Genomic DNA, 15,395 nt, shown 5'->3' on the forward strand with positions numbered 1-15,395 from the left:
CGGCGCACCTTTCGCAATCAGGGCGCCTCTGTATCTGTTTCGGGAACAGATACAGAGGCGCCCATCAGAAACAGGAGGCGATGACCGAACATATCTTCCCGATCTCCTCTTCCGGAAGATAGGGGTGCATGGGCAGGGAGAACACCCTTCTGCTCATCTCTTCCGAAACCGGGAAATCACCCTCTCGATACCCCAGAAATGCAAAAGCCTTCTGCAGATGCAGCGGTATCTTGTAGTAGATCACCGAAGGAATGCCCTCAAGCCTGAGCCGATCCATAATCGCGGCGCGCTCCTCCTCTCCGGAGGCCAGAAGCGAGTACTGCGCCCATGCGGAAACGGACCCTTCGGGAATTTCAGGCACGACGAGCCTGCCCTTCAACCGGGAGCTGTAGGCTTCAGCCACCCGCTGGCGTGAAGAGAGCTCCTCGTCGAAAATCACGAGCTTTTCAAGCAGAACCGCTGCCTGAATGGAATCAAGGCGACCATTGATGCCGATCCGGTCGTTGCTGTATTTATCGACACCGCTTCCGTGCACCCTGACCGATCGCAGAAGAACATCAAGTTCTTCATCGTCGGTAAAGATCGCGCCCCCGTCTCCGTAACATCCGAGAGGCTTGGCCGGGAAAAACGATGTGGCCGCTGCAAGCCCGAAACTTCCGGCCCGACGGTTCCGGTATGTCGCGCCGAAACTCTGGGCGGCATCCTCGAGGATCCAGAGTCCATGATCGGCGGCCACGGCTTCGAGGCGATCGTAGTCGGCAGGGAGTCCGAAAAGATCGACCGGTATCAGGGCTTTCGGGTTCAGCCCTCTCTCTCTGGCCAGTGCAACGGCAGCGGCAATGCTGTCGGGGTCGATATTGAACGTCCCTGGAGCGATATCGGCGAAAACCGGAGTGGCGCCGGCAAGGCTTATAACTTCAGCAGTTGCAATGAAGGTGAAGGGAGTGGTGATGACGGCGTCACCGGGCCCGATACCTTTTGCCATGAGCGGCATGAGCAGGGCGTCCGTGCCGGAGGAACAGGAGACGCAGTAACGGGAACCCGTGTACGCGGCCAGCCGGGACTCCAGCTCGGCCACTTCCGGACCCATGATATACTGACCGTGGTCGACAATCGCCTCGATGCGCTGAAGCAGGGTCGTGCGTATCCGGTTTTTCTGGGAGATCAGGTCGATGAATTGCATATGCTGTTTTCGGTTGGAGAACATGATTCAAAGGATGGTAAAATACGGATTGCGTCACTCTTTTTCTGCATACGGCGGCATTTTCTCTCCGGCGGCACAGCTGCGGCGGCCGTGGTTGTCCTCTTTTAGCGGGCCCCGCTTGTGACCGAAAGGCATTTTCTGTATATAAACCAGAACAAACCCTTGAAAAAACCCTTTCGTCCATGAGTTCCATCTACTTTCTCGGAATCGGCGGTACCGCCATGGCTTCGGTAGCCGTAGCCCTTTCCCACTCGGGCCATGCCGTCAGCGGCTCCGACAGCGCGCTCTACCCGCCCATGAGCACCTATCTCGAAACACATAACATCCGCTATTTCAACGGCTACTCCGAAAAGAACATCATCCGTGCACTGCCGGACCTTGTCGTTGTCGGCAATGCGGTCAGCAGGGGAAACTGCGAACTCGAATATGCACTCGAACACCGGATCGAGCTGATCTCCATGCCGGAACTGGTCCGGCGGGAACTCATTGCCGGCAACACATCCCTGGTGGTGACTGGAACCCATGGAAAAACCACGACGACCTCCCTTCTTGCCTGGCTGCTCGATAACGGCGGCCTGAAACCGGGATTTCTTGTAGGCGGCATCCCCGAAAACTTCTCGATGGGCTGCCGGGCTTCGGGAATGCAGGAACAGGGATTTTTCGTAACCGAAGGCGATGAATACGACACGGCTTTTTTCGACAAGCGAAGCAAGTTCATGCTCTATCGGCCCGACATCGCCATCATCAACAACATTGAATTCGACCATGCCGACATCTTCGACTCGTTCGAGGATATTCTCAGGAGCTTCCGACGGTTCGTCAACCTCATTCCCCGCAACGGCATGCTTTTCGTCAACGGCGACGACCCGGCCGCATGCGGGGTATCGGAAGGGGCCTTCTGCCCGGTGGAACGGTTCGGGTTCGGCGAAAACTGCGAATGGACCGCTCGCGACATATCGGGAGACGTCGAGAGGACAACCTTCACCATCTGCTACAGGGGAAAACAGGAAGCCACCCTCAGCGTCCCTCTGTTCGGCAACTACAACATCATGAACACGCTCGCGGCCGTAGCCGCGGCACGACATGCCGGCCTCGGCATGGAGAGTGTAGCCCATGCTCTGCCGCTCTTCAGACGACCCAGGCGACGCATGGAGATCACCGGCGGGCTGCAATCCGGAGTAACCCTGATCGAGGATTTCGCCCACCATCCGACAGCTGTAAGGGCAACCCTCGAGGCCGTTGCCGGGCTCTACCGGGAAAGGAGAATCATCGCCTGTTTCGAACCGCGATCGAATACCACGACAAGAAACATTTTCCAGCAGGAACTTGCCGCTTCCTTCGGACCTGCATCGGTGGTGGTAATGGGCAAGGTGCACCGGCCTGAACGCTATGCCGCCGACCGGCAGCTCGATATGCCGCGACTCGGCAGGGAGCTGCAGGAACAGGGCAAAACCGTTTTTCTGGCAGGATCGGACCCGGAAAACTATCCGCAGGACATCGTGGGATTCCTTGGAACGGCCATCCGGAAAAACGATGTGGTCGTGCTGATGAGCAATGGCAGTTTCAACAATCTGAAATCACTTTTTCTCGACAATTTTGGTTAATATTGATTTTGATGTTATATCTTGTCAGATATTTTTCCACGGTGAACACAGCTGCTGCCGCAGATACGGCGCTGGTAAACTCTTAATTCTAATACACATAAGCTATTATGGCAAAAGTAAAAGTAGGCATTAACGGATTCGGCCGGATCGGACGACTGGTATTCCGCCAGGCCATGGACAATCCGAAATTCGAAATTGTCGCCATTAACGACCTTTGCGATACCAAAACCCTCGCACACCTGCTCAAGTACGATTCGACCCACAAGAAATTCCAGGGAGAGGTTTCGACCGAAGGCGACAACATCGTCGTCAACGGACAGACCATAACCATTTCCGCCCAGAAAGATCCGACCCAGCTCCCCTGGCAGGCTCTCGGCTGCGATCTGGTTGTTGAATCGACGGGTATTTTCACCAGCCGCGAAGCTGCTGCAAAGCACCTGACGGCCGGAGCGAAAAAAGTCATCATCTCGGCGCCTGCCAAGGACAAAATCGACGCAACCATCGTCATGGGCGTCAATGAAAACTCCATCACCGGCAGCGAAGAGATCATTTCCAATGCAAGCTGCACGACCAACTGCCTTGCCCCGATGGTAAAAGTGCTGCAGGACAGTTTCGGCATCACCAAAGGGTTCATGACCACCGTCCACGCCTATACCAACGATCAGAACATTCTCGATCTTCCGCACAAGGACCTGCGCCGCGCACGCTCCGCAGCGATGTCGATCATCCCGACAAGCACCGGTGCGGCAAAAGCCATCGGTGAAGTCATCCCCGAACTGGTCGGACGTCTCGACGGTTTCGCCATGAGGGTTCCGGTTCCGGACGGCTCGGTCACCGATCTGAGCGTCATTCTCGACCGCGAGGCATCGAAAGCCGAGATCAATGCAGCAATGAAAGCCGCTGCAGATGGCCCGATGAAAGGCTATCTCGAGTACTGCGAAGACCCGATCGTCTCCCAGGACATCGTCGGCAATCCCCACTCCTGTATTTTCGATTCGCTCCTGACCATGAGCTCCGGAAACCTGGTAAAGGTTGTCGGCTGGTACGACAATGAACTCGGCTACTCCACCAGGGTTGTCGATCTTCTGGAAATCTATTCGAACTTCGTATAAATCGAAGCGGATCCATCCGATCATCCCGGTTCGTGAGGGCGGTAAAACCGCCCTCTTTTTTTTCCCGCCCGCCACCTTTCCCCGTCAGCCCGATTAGCGTTTTTTGGGTGAATGTGTTATAATTGAAGACTATTCAATCAACGCACATCACTCTTTCCACATGACGAATTCAACCCAGCAGCAGATGAGGGCCATTATCCTGTACGACAGCCGTACTTCAGGCGGTTCTACAGACCGGCTTATCGATTCGATCGGTTCGGAACTTGCCGAGAACGGAGCCTACGTCGAAAAAGCCAAATGCAAGGCTACCGGCGATTACAGTTTCCTGCAGGATTTCGATGTCGTAATCATGGGAGCGCCGATCTACTATCTTCTTGTTTCGTCACAGCTTCTCGGCGCCCTGATCCAGAGCAACATGAAAAAGTATCTCAAGCGCAAGAAAATCGCCCTCTTCCTCACCTGCGGCAGTCCCGAACCGATGGCTACCCTGCTCTACCTTCCGCAGCTGAAAATGCATCTTGTCCGCAACCGGATTCTTGCCGAAAGGATTTTCGCCCCTCAGCAGCTCTCGGACCCGGAGGTTATCGAGTCATTCGTGGATGAACTGTGCGATGCCTATAAAAAAGACGCCCGGCGGCGCAACGCATCGATGCAGTGGACGGACGAAGCCCTTGAACTGCTCGACAGCGTACCGTCCTTCTTCAGGAACAGGATCAAGATCGCGACCGAGGAGTATGCCGAAGAGATGGGATACCGGGAAATCACCCTTGACGTGGTAGAGGAAGCGAAATCCGAAACCGGCGGACTCTGAAGGGTGCTGCGCGTGCAAGAAAAGGATACATCGAAAAAAAAGGCCGGCCTCCACAGGAGACCGGCCTTCATGTTTTCCCGCTGCGGCCCGTTAACTGAAAATATCACGGGCCTTCTCAAAAAAACTCTTTTCCTCCCGGTCGCCGCCTCCTGAAGGTGTGAACGTCTGGGATTTCCTGAGCTCTTTAAGCAGATCCTTATCTTGGTTCGACAGGTCCCTGGGAACATAGACGTTGACCCTGACCAGCTGATCCCCTTTTCCCGAACCCCTCAGATGACCGATGCCGTGACCGGCAATGCGGAGCATCGTGTCCGGCTGGGTAGCGGGAGGAATGGTGAGCTTCACGGCTCCATCAAGGGTCGGCACATCGATCTTGGTGCCCATGACCAGGTCGGGATAACTCACCGAAAGATCATAGATCACATCGTTGCCGTTCCGCCTGAACAGCTCGTGCGGCTTTTCTTCGATAACCACGATAAGATCGCCGGGAGCTCCGCCTCTCGGCCCGGTATTGCCCTGTCCCCGGAGCGTCAGGTAATTGCCGTCCTGGACCCCTGCCGGAACGGTAACCTTGACGGTCACCTCTCCCTGTTTGATGCCTTCGCCATGACAGGAGGTACAGCGATCCTTGACAACCCGGCCTTCACCGCCGCATGTCGGACAGGCCGCGATGTTGACGAACTGACCGAACATGGTTTTCGATGCCTGACGAACCTCCCCTGAACCGTGACAGGTCTGGCAGGTTTCGGTTGCACCGCTCTTCGATCCGCTGCCGTTGCACTCCTTGCAGGGAACCTGTTTTCTGATTTTCAGGGTTTTTTCCACACCCCGGGCGATCTCTTCGAGCGTAAGCTTGAGGCGAATCTTCAGATCCGTGCCGGGAATACCGGACGATGCACGGCCCCGCCTTCCGCCGCCTGCACCGCCGAACACCTCCTCGAATCCGAAAGGCGATCCTCCACCTCTGGCGCGACCGCCGCCGAACATGTCGTTGAAGGCGCTGAAAATATCGCTGAAGTCATTCACGCCCCCGCCATAGGCTCCGCCGGGGCCACCTGCCCCTGAAGCTGCCGAAGTGCCTACTCCTGCATGACCGAACTGGTCGTAGCGCCGACGCTTGTCGTCGTTGCTGAGCACCTCGTACGCCTCGTTGACCTCCTTGAAATGCTCTTCGGCATCCTTGTTGTCGGGGTTCTTGTCCGGATGGTACTGCAGTGCGAGTTTCCGATAGGCCTTCTTTATTTCATCCTTCGATGCCGAGCGGCTGACGCCAAGCACCTCATAAAAATCTTTCTTCATGGTACAATGCCCTGTATTGCTTCACATTCCGTCATAATTAGTAAAAACCGGTCACGCTATCTGGCAACAATCACCCGCGCATGCCGGATCACTCTCTCGCCGAGCAGATACCCGGTCTGATACTCCTCCACAATGGTCTCCGGCTCGGCATCCGGCATCTCGACCATGGAGATGGCCTCATGATACGCTACGTCGAGCTTCATGCCGATCGACCGGATTTCCGTTACACCCTTGCCTGCAAGCCAGTTGTCGAAGTTCCGCTTGAGCAGCTCGACACCATCGACATATGGTTTCGCCTCGGCCGTTATTTCAAGAATACGCGGTGCATTCAAAAGCACCCTCTTGATATCGTCAACGAACGGAAGAAGCTCCCTGATGGTGTTTTCAAGAGCCTTGGTTCCGGCGGCCATCGCTTCACGCTCCTTGACCTTCCTGAAATTCTCGAAATCGGCAGCCCTGCGGAGCAGTTCATCGCGCAGTTTATCGATCTGTTCCTTCTGCACCGACAGTTCCGCTTCGAGTGCGGCAACTTTCGCCCTTGCCTCCGTCACTTCGGACGGCACCGCAGCAGGAGAGGACCCTTCAGTGCCGGCAGCAACCTGTTCGCCGGTATTTTCCGGTTGAATATCCTGACTGGCAGATACTTTTTTTCTCATAAACATGAAATACGGTTAATAAATACTGTTAAGTCGCTTCGGAAAGCGTGGTCGAAAGACAGTCCGCCATATAGTTCAGCACGCGCACCGCATGCTCGTAATCCATTCTTGTCGGCCCGAGAATGCCAAGCTGGCCGACCATCCCGCTGACATAATAGGGCGTCGAGACAATGGTCAGCTCTCCGGCGTTTCTCTCACTGTTCTCCCGGCCGATGCTTATGGAAATATCCATGCCCGCCGGCCTCTGGACCTCGACGCCCACGGAAGCGCGCTCCACGAGTTTTGCAACGCTGGTTTTATCCTCGATCATGGAGATGAGATCCCGTACCTTTTCCGGCTGCTTGAACTCCGGCTGATCGATAATATACTCGGCTCCGGAAATATACAGTCTTTCGATAATGGGAGTTTCATCAAAAATCTCTCCGGAGGAGCGGATAACCCTTTCAAGAAGAGCCCTGTCGCAGGAACAGTCGCTGAGCCTGGCTGCGATGCTTCGTCTGATTTCGGCAAGCGTCAGCCCTGAAAGCCGTTCGTTGAGAAAAACCGTAACCTGATCGACCGTGTTGCGTGAAACCTCGATATCGAGTTCCATGACGATGGTGCGCAGAAACAGCGAGCGGATGGACAGAATCACCATCATTCTCGAAGAGGTGAGCAGCACCATGTCGAGTCTCTCGAAAACCGCGTTTGAAAAAGCCGGAGAGAGCACCACGCTGAGCTGGCGGGAGATGCTGCCGAGCACCTTGGCCGCCGAAAGCAGCACGTCGGAAGAGGTTCCTTTCCTGTCGGAATTGATCTGGCCGAAATCCTTGTCGATCCGGCGCTTCTCTTCGTCGTTGATCCGCTGCACATGCATGATCAGATCGACATAGCAGCGGTACCCCTTGTCGGTCGGAACCCTCCCCGCCGAAGTATGCGGCTGGCTGATATAGCCTTCATCCTCGAGATCCGCCATAACATTGCGTATGGAGGCATCCGAAAGACCGAGGTTATAGTTCCTTGCAATATGTCTTGACCCTACCGGAGCGGCAGATACAATATAGGACTGGATGATGATACCCAGCACCTGCCGTTCCCGCAAGGTAAGTTCACGAGAATCCATTATCCATGCACACATCTTGTTTGTCCGGCTTCCGGTGGTTGCCCGGCTTGTCCGTACCGGAAAAAATTCAGCCCGCTTCTGCGAAACGGACGGATTACAGTATACGAATGCCGGCGAAAACCATCAAGAACAGTAACGATCGAAAAAAAATCTTCTCCGAGCGGGGACTTGTCAGCTCCGGAAGCGTTGTAAATACCGTTAATTATAACGCAACCGACCGGCAATAAATTTCAGACTCCCATGCGTCCCGAGACGATCCTGTCGAAACCTGCATAGTCCTTTGCGACCGAGATTTCCCGGAATTTTTCCGACTCCATGAGCGCGCATACTTTCGAAGCCCCATCGGCATGAATCTCCAGACACAGCAGACCTTCCGGCTTCAGCATTGCCGGCGCCGCCCGGCAGATGGCCTGATACGAAGCGATCCCTCCGGGAGTGACGAGCGCCTCTTTCGGTTCGAAACGCCGTACCTCAGGCTGCAGTACCTCCCACTCCGTTTCGCAAATATAGGGCGGATTGGAAACAATCATGTCAAACAGCCCGGAAAAGCGTGACGCAAGATCGGGGTCGAACAGGTCGGCCTCCAGAAAATCCATTCTCGAGAGCATGCCGTGGCGCGCTGCGTTGGCTCGCGCCACATCGAGAGCCTGAGAGGAACGGTCGATGGCCGAAAGCGTCAGAAAAGGCAGAAGAGCGGCGAGCGTGACGGCGATGCAACCGCTTCCCGTACCGATATCGAGCACCCGGCACTCCCCTTCCGGATGGCTATCCCTCCCGGCGGAAAGCAGTCCGGCGGCATGCTCGACGAGCAGTTCGGTTTCCGGTCTCGGAATCAGTACCCGCTCATCGACCGTGAATGGCCTGCCGTAAAAATACTGCTCACCGGTAATGTACTGAACCGGACGGCCGTCGAGTCGCTGCCGACAGGACTCGCGGAAAGCTTCCAGCTCGTGGCCCGATACCGGACGGTTATGGTTCAGGTAGAGCCAGAGGCGGGTTTCGCCGAAAAGATGCGACAGAAGCATCTCCGCCCCAAGCCGGGGCTCATCGACCTCTTTCGAGGCAAAATACTCGGCGGTGGTTTTCAGAAGATCGACGACACACCACTCCCTCTGGCTATCCCTTGTCATGCAACCATAAAAAATGAAGATATGGAGGGTGGCGCATCCATACCGGAAATCCGTACAAAAAACGCCGAAAAACCGGTCCCCTCAAAAAGCTTTAAAAATAATTCATTAGCTTGCAGATTGTTACGTATTCGAACGTATTTTGCCTGCCATGCCGCAAAGAAGATACCAATTAATAAAACATTAGCTGCCGTTACGATGAAAAAAGCCCTGACTCTCCTGACGTTCCTCTGCGTAAGCCTCTTTTCCGGCACCGCCCTCGGGGCCGCGAAGTTCACCGGCCTTATGGATATGATGCTGAAAATGCCGGGAGGAAACGCCGACGTCACCTACTATTTCGGAACCGGTTCGCAGCGCATGGATATGGTCATGAACATGACCAGAATCCCCGAGCCGCTGAAAACCACCGTCATCACCAAGGCAGGACGGCCGGATGAGGCCATTCTGATCAACCATGAAACGAAAAGCTACAGCGTCGTCAACCTGAGAACCGCCGCCGAGAGCGCAACCCTGCTCGACTTCGACAGCAACTACAAACTCAGGCGGCTTGGAAAGACGGTAATCAAGGGGTACGAGTGCGAACACATCAGCCTTGCCAGCACCACCGAAAAGCTGGAACTCTGGGTAACCTCCGACCTGGGAGACTTTTCAACATTCAGGATCCTGCAGTCGCAGAATCCGAGGCTTTCGAACACCGCCCTTTCCCGGACGCTCAAAGAGGCCGGTGTGGAAGGGTTCCCGGTAAAAATCGTGCAGCAGAACGACAACGGGGTTTTCACGATGCAACTGACCTCCATTAAGCCCAGGGAACTGGCATCCTCGGTATTCAGCGTACCCCGCGGATACAGGAAAACCGAAGCGAACCGCAAACCGGTAAGCGGCACCCAGAAAGAACACCTGCGCAACCTCATGGAAAAGATGAAGAAGTTTGAGGAGTAGGTCTTATATTTTCAGCCTTTCACCTAACCAATCAGAAAACAGTACCGTGGCAGACACCATCACTACCCGAAGCAAGGATTACTCACAGTGGTATATCGATCTTGTTCGTTCGGCGAAGCTTGCCGACTATTCCGATGTACGCGGCTGCATGGTCATCAGACCGAACGGCTATGCGATATGGGAAAAAATGCAGGCTGCACTCGACCGGATGTTCAAGGAGACCGGCCATGTCAATGCCTACTTTCCTCTTTTCATCCCTGAAAGCTATATCACCAGGGAGGCCGAGCATATCGAGGGTTTCGCCCCGGAATGCGCGGTGGTAACCCATGGCGGCGGGGAGGAACTTGCCGAGAAGCTCTACGTGCGCCCGACATCCGAAACCATCATCTGGGCATCGTACAAGAAATGGATACAGTCCTACCGCGACCTCCCCATTCTGATAAACCAGTGGGCCAACGTCGTGCGCTGGGAGATGCGGACCCGTCTGTTTCTGCGCACCTCGGAATTTCTCTGGCAGGAGGGCCACACCGCGCACGCAACCAGGGAGGAGGCGTCCGAAGAGGTGCTGCGCATGATCTCCATCTACAAGAAATTCGCCGAAGAGTACATGGCCATGCCGGTCATCATGGGCAGGAAAACCGACAGCGAAAAATTCGCCGGAGCCGATGAAACCTACTGCATCGAGGCCCTGATGCAGGACGGAAAAGCGCTCCAGGCAGGTACGTCGCACCATCTCGGGCAGAATTTCGCCAAGGCGTTCGACTGCCAGTTCCAGACCAGCGAAGGACGGCTCGACTACGTATGGGCAACCAGCTGGGGTGTATCTACCCGGCTTATCGGCGCACTGATCATGGCGCATTCCGACGACCGCGGACTGGTGCTCCCTCCGAAGCTCGCCTCGCGCCAGGTGGTGATCATTCCGATTCTGAGGGGAGACAAGGCTGCGGTGATCGAACAGGCGGAAGCCATCGCCTGCTCGCTGAAAAAGCACGGCATACCGGCTTTCGTGGACAGCAGCGAACAGAACTCGCCCGGATGGAAATTCGCCGAATACGAACTGCAGGGTATTCCTCTGCGCATCGAACTCGGCCCGAGGGACATTGCCGAAAAGAAATGCATTGCGGCACGGCGCGACACACTTGAAAAAACAGAACTGGCCCTCGACGACACGCTGCCGTTCGAAGTCAGTGAAATCCTCAACACCATCCAGCAGAACCTGTATGACAGGGCGCTCCTGTTCCGAACCGAACACACCGTGGAAGTCAGCGATTACGAGGAGTTCAAACGTGCTGTCGAGAACGGTTTCGTCATAGCACACTGGGACGGCACGGCCGAAACCGAGGCGAAGATCAAGGAGGAAACCAGGGCCACCATCCGGGTGCTTCCCGAAGAGGAGGATTACATTGCGACCTACGCCATGCATGAGCCCGGCAACTGCATCTATTCAGGCAAACCCGCGGCGCGCAAAGTCGTCTTCGCAAAAGCCTACTGATCCCGGACCCGCTGAAGGGCTTTCCCGTATCAATGCAGAAGATCCTGCATGCAGCTGAAACCGCATGCAGGATCCTGCGACCGGAAAGCGGTTGCTATTCGCTGAAAAACGCCTTCAGACCGGCATCGTCCGGCTTCATGGTTTTGTCTCCCTTGTTCCAGTTTGCCGGGCAAACCTCGCCGAACTCCTCGGTAAACTGCAGGGCGTCGACCATTCTGAGCACTTCGTCCACATTCCTGCCGAGTCCGAGATCGTTGACCACCTGATGACGCACCACACCCTCCCTGTCGATCAGGAAAAGTCCCCGCAGCGACACTCCGGCATCTTCTGCCAGCACATCGTAATCACGGGAAACCGTCTTGTTGATATCCGAAAGCAGGGTGTAGGTGACCCCTTCGATACCTCCGAGATTTTTCGGAGTGCGCAGCCATGCATGATGCGAAAATTTCGAATCCACCGAACAGCCGATAACCTCAACGTTCCGTTTCCTGAACTCGTCGAGCTTTTCCTGGAAGGCGTGCAGCTCCGTCGGACAGACGAAGGTAAAATCAAGCGGGTAGAAAAACAGCACAACATACCTGCCCCGGTAATCGGTCAGCTTGCATGAATCCACAAACTGCGAACCTCCGGTTACCGCTTCCACATTGAATTCCGGCGCCTTACGGCCAACTAATACGCCCATATCGATCCCCTTTGTTTTATTTGGTTTAACAATGTCCGAAAACAAGACTTATTTTGTCCATTATAACACATTTTCAGGTTTCCCGCAACCAGTAAAAGAGGAAATCCCGCTTCAGGCAGGATAAACGTCCTCCTTTTCATGCTAACCGTCCGGAAGCGGGAACCGTTTCGGAAAATGCGCAGATAAATGCCTTCCCCGTTTTCGCTCTTTATGCTTATCTTGTTTTCTATCAGATTGTTACCTCAACCCCGGAAAAGCATGCAATCTTTTTTCAATTTTCAGGCTCACCGCACCAGCTACCGGCAGGAGTTTCTTGCGGGAGTAACGACGTTTTTCACTCTCTCCTACATCATCATAGTCAACCCGGCAATCCTTGCCGCGGCAGGAATACCGAAAGGCGCATCGATGACGGCAACCATCCTGACGGCGGTTTTCGGAACCTTCCTGATGGCGGTCTATGCAAAAAGGCCGTTCGCCGTCGCCCCCTACATGGGAGAAAACGCCTTTATCGCCTATACGGTGGTACAGACCATGGGCTACTCGTGGCAGACCGCAATGGCGGCCATTTTCATAAGCGGCGTGCTCTTCACCCTCCTGACGCTCGGTGGAATGCGCCAGTGGCTTGCCGGTGCGATACCCGGTTCGCTGAAACACAGTTTTTCGGTAGGAATCGGCCTCTTTCTGGCATTCCTCGGCCTCAACGACATGGGCATCGTCGCACTCGGAGTTCCGGATGCACCGGTAAAACTCGGCAACCTTGCAAAACCCGAAGTGCTCATCAGCATGGGCGGGCTCCTCGTCATGACGATGCTCCTCGTGCAGCGGGTAACCGGGGCAATCCTTATCGGCATAGCTCTCATCACATCGGCATTCCTCGTTCTCGGGCTGGCTCCCCTGCCTGAAGCGATCATCAGCGCTCCGCCTTCGATTGCCCCTATCTTCATGAACATCGATGTGCCGGGGGCACTGACCTGGGGATTTGCAGGCGTCATCGCCACAACGCTGGTGATGGATTTTGTCGATACCATGGGTACGCTTTTCGGGCTCTCGTCGCGGGCAGGCCTGCTCGACAGCGAGGAGAACCTGCCTGAAATAGAGAAGCCCATGCTGGTTGACGCACTCTCGACCATTGCAGCTTCGCTTCTGGGAACAACGACAGCAGGAATCTACATCGAATCAGCCGCAGGCATCGAACAGGGCGGAAAAACCGGTTTTACGGCGCTGGTCGTGGCCGGTCTTTTCCTTATGGCGCTGTTTTTCTCGCCGATTCTGACCATCGTGCCTCCCTACGCATACGGACCGGCACTGGTGACGGTCGGGATGTTCATGATGCAGTCGGTGACCAGACTGGATTTCAACGATTACAGTGAACTGTTTCCTGCGTTTCTGACCATCGTACTCATTATCTTCACCTACAATATCGGCGTAGGCATCACGGCTGGATTCATCTCCTTCACCGCGCTGCGCTCCGTTACCGGAAGAATCAGGGAGGTGCATCCGGGCATGTGGATTCTTGCCCTGCTGTCGCTGACCTTTTACTTTTTCTACCCATATCACTGAAACCGGAGAATCGATGCTGCATGCAACCATGAGAATAGCGCAAACCGGAAGCGTCCTGGCCAATTTCAGCGAGAACCTGGAACGGCACTGCCTGATCATCGAAGATGCCGTAAGGGACGGCGCCGATGCCATAGCTTTTCCCGAGCTGTCGCTGACCGGCTACAATGTGCAGGATGCCGCACAGGATATCGCCATGCACATAGAGGATGCGCGACTCGACCCGCTGCGGGAACTGAGCCGGAAAATATGCATCATCTGCGGAGGCATTGAACTCAGTGACGATTACGGCGTGTACAATTCGGCGTTCATGTTCGAGGATGGCCGGGGGGAGAGCATCCACCGGAAGATCTATCTGCCGACTTACGGCATGTTCGAGGAACTCCGGTATTTTTCCGCCGGTCAGCATATCCGCGCGGTCGATTCAAAACGTCTTGGAAGGATAGGCGTGGCCATCTGCGAGGATTTCTGGCATGTATCGGTTCCCTACCTGCTTGCCCAGCAGGGAGCGAAAATGCTTGTAGCGCTGATGTCGAGCCCGCTTCGCATGTCCCCCGGCAGCGGCAAACCGGCAATCGTATCGCAATGGGAGACCATCGCGGAAACCTACGCATTTCTGTTCAGCACCTATGTGGCCTGCGTGAACCGAACGGGCAACGAGGACAGTTTCACCTACTGGGGAAATTCCTCGCTCACCGGACCGGACGGCAGGCTGATAGCCGTGGCGCCACTCTTCAGGGAGGAGTTTCTCGATGTCAAGCTGGATTTTACGGAGGTGAAACGGACACGCCTGCACTCATCGCACTTTCTCGACGAAGATCTGCGGCTGTTCGCTTCCGAACTGCGCCATATCGTTAAAAAAAACCGGCCCGACTGAAAGCTCCCCAGGCCCTACTGCGCCATTGAAAAGCCTGGAGCGGTGATGCAGACCCGGTAGTTCATGCCCCGCATGATGGCCGCGGCGCCCTCAGCCTCCCCGAGGCTGTCGAAAAAGCCGAACACCGCTGAACCGCTTCCGGAAAGCGAAGCGAAGAAACTTCCCTGATCGAGCAGCGCCTGCTTGACCTTTTTCACCAAAGGATAGTGATCGAATACCGCCGGCTCGAAATCGTTCTCGAAAGCACCGAGCCCCGAACGATCCCCCGCGGTGCAGAGCCTTCCGGCAAGAACCTTCAGGTCAGGCACGCTTCGCTCGAAACGCGCATAGAAATGCCTGTATGCCCATACGGTGGAGATATGCTCTTCGGGAAAAACCGTGACGATATGAAACGGAAGCGTCAGGGAAAGGTCTTCGAGTTCGTCTCCGATCCCACGCGCAAACGCAAGACCCTTCATTTCAAGAAAGTAGGGCACGTCGGCACCGAGACCTGAGGCCAGGGAGTGCAGGTCGGTCGAGGAAACTCCGGCGTTCCAGAGCTCGTTGAGCGTTCTGAGCACGGTTGCCGCATCGCTGCTGCCACCGCCGAGACCGGCTCCGAAAGGGATCCTCTTGTCGAGGGTTATGGAAATGCCCGCGCTGATCCCGGCAGATTCCCGAAGGGCTTTGGCCGCCCTCATGCAGAGATTGTTCCCGTCCACGGGAAGAAGTGGATCGGTGCAGCACATCGAAAGGGCGTCGGATTCCGAAAAGGTAATGGTATCGTACCAGTCGATCGGAGCGAAAACCGTTTCAAGCGTATGATACCCGTCGGCTCTTCTGGAGGTAATCAGAAGGCCCAGATTGATTTTAGCGAATGATTTCACTGAAAAAGGGAGCATAGCGAAGTATGATTTGAAGGAAAAAATAAAATATTTGTCATATTGGTTCTAC

14 protein-coding genes are annotated in these 15,395 nt (G+C 55.3%); 7 read left to right on the forward strand and 7 right to left on the reverse strand.

Going from position 1 to position 15,395, the window contains the following annotated elements; genetic code table 11:
• Positions 1-64: 64 nt before the first annotated feature.
• Complete coding sequence (locus tag WBP50_RS08840) at positions 65-1,183, reverse strand: DegT/DnrJ/EryC1/StrS family aminotransferase (protein WP_423933542.1); 1,119 nt, start codon at positions 1,181-1,183, stop codon at positions 65-67.
• A gap of 203 nt (positions 1,184-1,386) precedes the next feature.
• Here WBP50_RS08840 and WBP50_RS08845 point away from each other — a divergent pair, with 203 nt between their 5' ends.
• From WBP50_RS08845 to WBP50_RS08855, 3 genes are all read left to right on the forward strand, one after another.
• Complete coding sequence (locus WBP50_RS08845; protein ID WP_423933543.1) at positions 1,387-2,808, forward strand: UDP-N-acetylmuramate--L-alanine ligase; 1,422 nt, start codon at positions 1,387-1,389, stop codon at positions 2,806-2,808.
• Positions 2,809-2,915: 107 nt separating this feature from the next.
• On the forward strand, positions 2,916-3,920 hold the full coding sequence (gene gap / locus WBP50_RS08850; RefSeq protein ID WP_423933546.1) for a type I glyceraldehyde-3-phosphate dehydrogenase: 1,005 nt from the start codon (positions 2,916-2,918) through the stop codon (positions 3,918-3,920).
• A 160-nt stretch (positions 3,921-4,080) separates the two neighbouring features.
• On the forward strand, positions 4,081-4,731 hold the full coding sequence (locus tag WBP50_RS08855) for a flavodoxin domain-containing protein (RefSeq protein WP_423933548.1): 651 nt from the start codon (positions 4,081-4,083) through the stop codon (positions 4,729-4,731).
• 90 nt (positions 4,732-4,821) lie between these two features.
• Here the strand turns inward: WBP50_RS08855 and dnaJ are convergent, their stop codons facing one another.
• The 4 genes from dnaJ to prmC all read right to left on the reverse strand — a co-directional run bounded on the left by dnaJ (position 4,822) and on the right by prmC (position 8,918).
• Entirely contained in the window at positions 4,822-6,030 is a 1,209-nt protein-coding gene (gene dnaJ, locus WBP50_RS08860) for a molecular chaperone DnaJ (protein ID WP_423933550.1), read from the reverse strand.
• A 56-nt stretch (positions 6,031-6,086) separates the two neighbouring features.
• Positions 6,087-6,686 carry a nucleotide exchange factor GrpE gene (locus WBP50_RS08865; RefSeq protein WP_423933552.1) on the reverse strand — a complete coding sequence of 200 codons (600 nt, stop codon included), beginning with the start codon at positions 6,684-6,686 and terminating at the stop codon, positions 6,087-6,089.
• 28 nt (positions 6,687-6,714) lie between these two features.
• Complete coding sequence (hrcA, locus tag WBP50_RS08870) at positions 6,715-7,788, reverse strand: heat-inducible transcriptional repressor HrcA (RefSeq protein WP_423933555.1); 1,074 nt, start codon at positions 7,786-7,788, stop codon at positions 6,715-6,717.
• Positions 7,789-8,018: 230 nt separating this feature from the next.
• The gene (gene prmC, locus WBP50_RS08875) at positions 8,019-8,918 is read right to left on the reverse strand and encodes a peptide chain release factor N(5)-glutamine methyltransferase (protein WP_423933557.1); all 900 of its coding nucleotides are present in this window, start codon (positions 8,916-8,918) and stop codon (positions 8,019-8,021) included.
• Between the two features lie 195 nt (positions 8,919-9,113).
• Between prmC and WBP50_RS08880 the strand changes: the two genes are divergently transcribed.
• The gene (locus tag WBP50_RS08880; RefSeq protein ID WP_423933560.1) at positions 9,114-9,854 is read left to right on the forward strand and encodes a DUF4412 domain-containing protein; all 741 of its coding nucleotides are present in this window, start codon (positions 9,114-9,116) and stop codon (positions 9,852-9,854) included.
• 46 nt (positions 9,855-9,900) lie between these two features.
• Positions 9,901-11,346, forward strand: a complete 1,446-nt coding sequence (gene proS / locus WBP50_RS08885) for a proline--tRNA ligase (RefSeq protein WP_423933562.1) — start codon at positions 9,901-9,903, stop codon at positions 11,344-11,346.
• 94 nt (positions 11,347-11,440) lie between these two features.
• Here the strand turns inward: proS and WBP50_RS08890 are convergent, their stop codons facing one another.
• Entirely contained in the window at positions 11,441-12,028 is a 588-nt protein-coding gene (locus WBP50_RS08890) for a peroxiredoxin (protein WP_423933563.1), read from the reverse strand.
• A gap of 258 nt (positions 12,029-12,286) precedes the next feature.
• Here WBP50_RS08890 and WBP50_RS08895 point away from each other — a divergent pair, with 258 nt between their 5' ends.
• Positions 12,287-13,588 carry an NCS2 family permease gene (locus tag WBP50_RS08895; RefSeq protein WP_423933566.1) on the forward strand — a complete coding sequence of 434 codons (1,302 nt, stop codon included), beginning with the start codon at positions 12,287-12,289 and terminating at the stop codon, positions 13,586-13,588.
• Between the two features lie 13 nt (positions 13,589-13,601).
• The gene (locus WBP50_RS08900; protein ID WP_423933567.1) at positions 13,602-14,462 is read left to right on the forward strand and encodes a nitrilase-related carbon-nitrogen hydrolase; all 861 of its coding nucleotides are present in this window, start codon (positions 13,602-13,604) and stop codon (positions 14,460-14,462) included.
• A 14-nt stretch (positions 14,463-14,476) separates the two neighbouring features.
• On the opposite strand, the gene ispE is transcribed toward WBP50_RS08900, so the two are convergent.
• The gene (ispE, locus tag WBP50_RS08905) at positions 14,477-15,343 is read right to left on the reverse strand and encodes a 4-(cytidine 5'-diphospho)-2-C-methyl-D-erythritol kinase (RefSeq protein ID WP_423933569.1); all 867 of its coding nucleotides are present in this window, start codon (positions 15,341-15,343) and stop codon (positions 14,477-14,479) included.
• Between the last annotated feature and the right edge of the window lie 52 nt (positions 15,344-15,395).

It is taken from the genome of Chlorobium sp. (genome assembly GCF_049593655.1).
GTDB lineage: Bacteria > Bacteroidota > Chlorobiia > Chlorobiales > Chlorobiaceae > Chlorobium.

Coding starts and splice junctions, on each gene's coding strand:
- ispE (WP_423933569.1), bottom strand. CDS start 15,343: ATGCTCCCTTTTTCAGTGAAATCATTCGCTAAAATCAATCTGGGCCTT.
- prmC (WP_423933557.1), bottom strand. CDS start 8,918: ATGACAAGGGATAGCCAGAGGGAGTGGTGTGTCGTCGATCTTCTGAAA.
- dnaJ (WP_423933550.1), bottom strand. CDS start 6,030: ATGAAGAAAGATTTTTATGAGGTGCTTGGCGTCAGCCGCTCGGCATCG.
- WBP50_RS08845 (WP_423933543.1), top strand. CDS start 1,387: ATGAGTTCCATCTACTTTCTCGGAATCGGCGGTACCGCCATGGCTTCG.
- WBP50_RS08895 (WP_423933566.1), top strand. CDS start 12,287: ATGCAATCTTTTTTCAATTTTCAGGCTCACCGCACCAGCTACCGGCAG.
- WBP50_RS08890 (WP_423933563.1), bottom strand. CDS start 12,028: ATGGGCGTATTAGTTGGCCGTAAGGCGCCGGAATTCAATGTGGAAGCG.
- WBP50_RS08865 (WP_423933552.1), bottom strand. CDS start 6,686: ATGAGAAAAAAAGTATCTGCCAGTCAGGATATTCAACCGGAAAATACC.
- WBP50_RS08840 (WP_423933542.1), bottom strand. CDS start 1,183: ATGCAATTCATCGACCTGATCTCCCAGAAAAACCGGATACGCACGACC.
- WBP50_RS08855 (WP_423933548.1), top strand. CDS start 4,081: ATGACGAATTCAACCCAGCAGCAGATGAGGGCCATTATCCTGTACGAC.
- WBP50_RS08880 (WP_423933560.1), top strand. CDS start 9,114: ATGAAAAAAGCCCTGACTCTCCTGACGTTCCTCTGCGTAAGCCTCTTT.
- gap (WP_423933546.1), top strand. CDS start 2,916: ATGGCAAAAGTAAAAGTAGGCATTAACGGATTCGGCCGGATCGGACGA.
- WBP50_RS08900 (WP_423933567.1), top strand. CDS start 13,602: ATGCTGCATGCAACCATGAGAATAGCGCAAACCGGAAGCGTCCTGGCC.
- hrcA (WP_423933555.1), bottom strand. CDS start 7,788: ATGGATTCTCGTGAACTTACCTTGCGGGAACGGCAGGTGCTGGGTATC.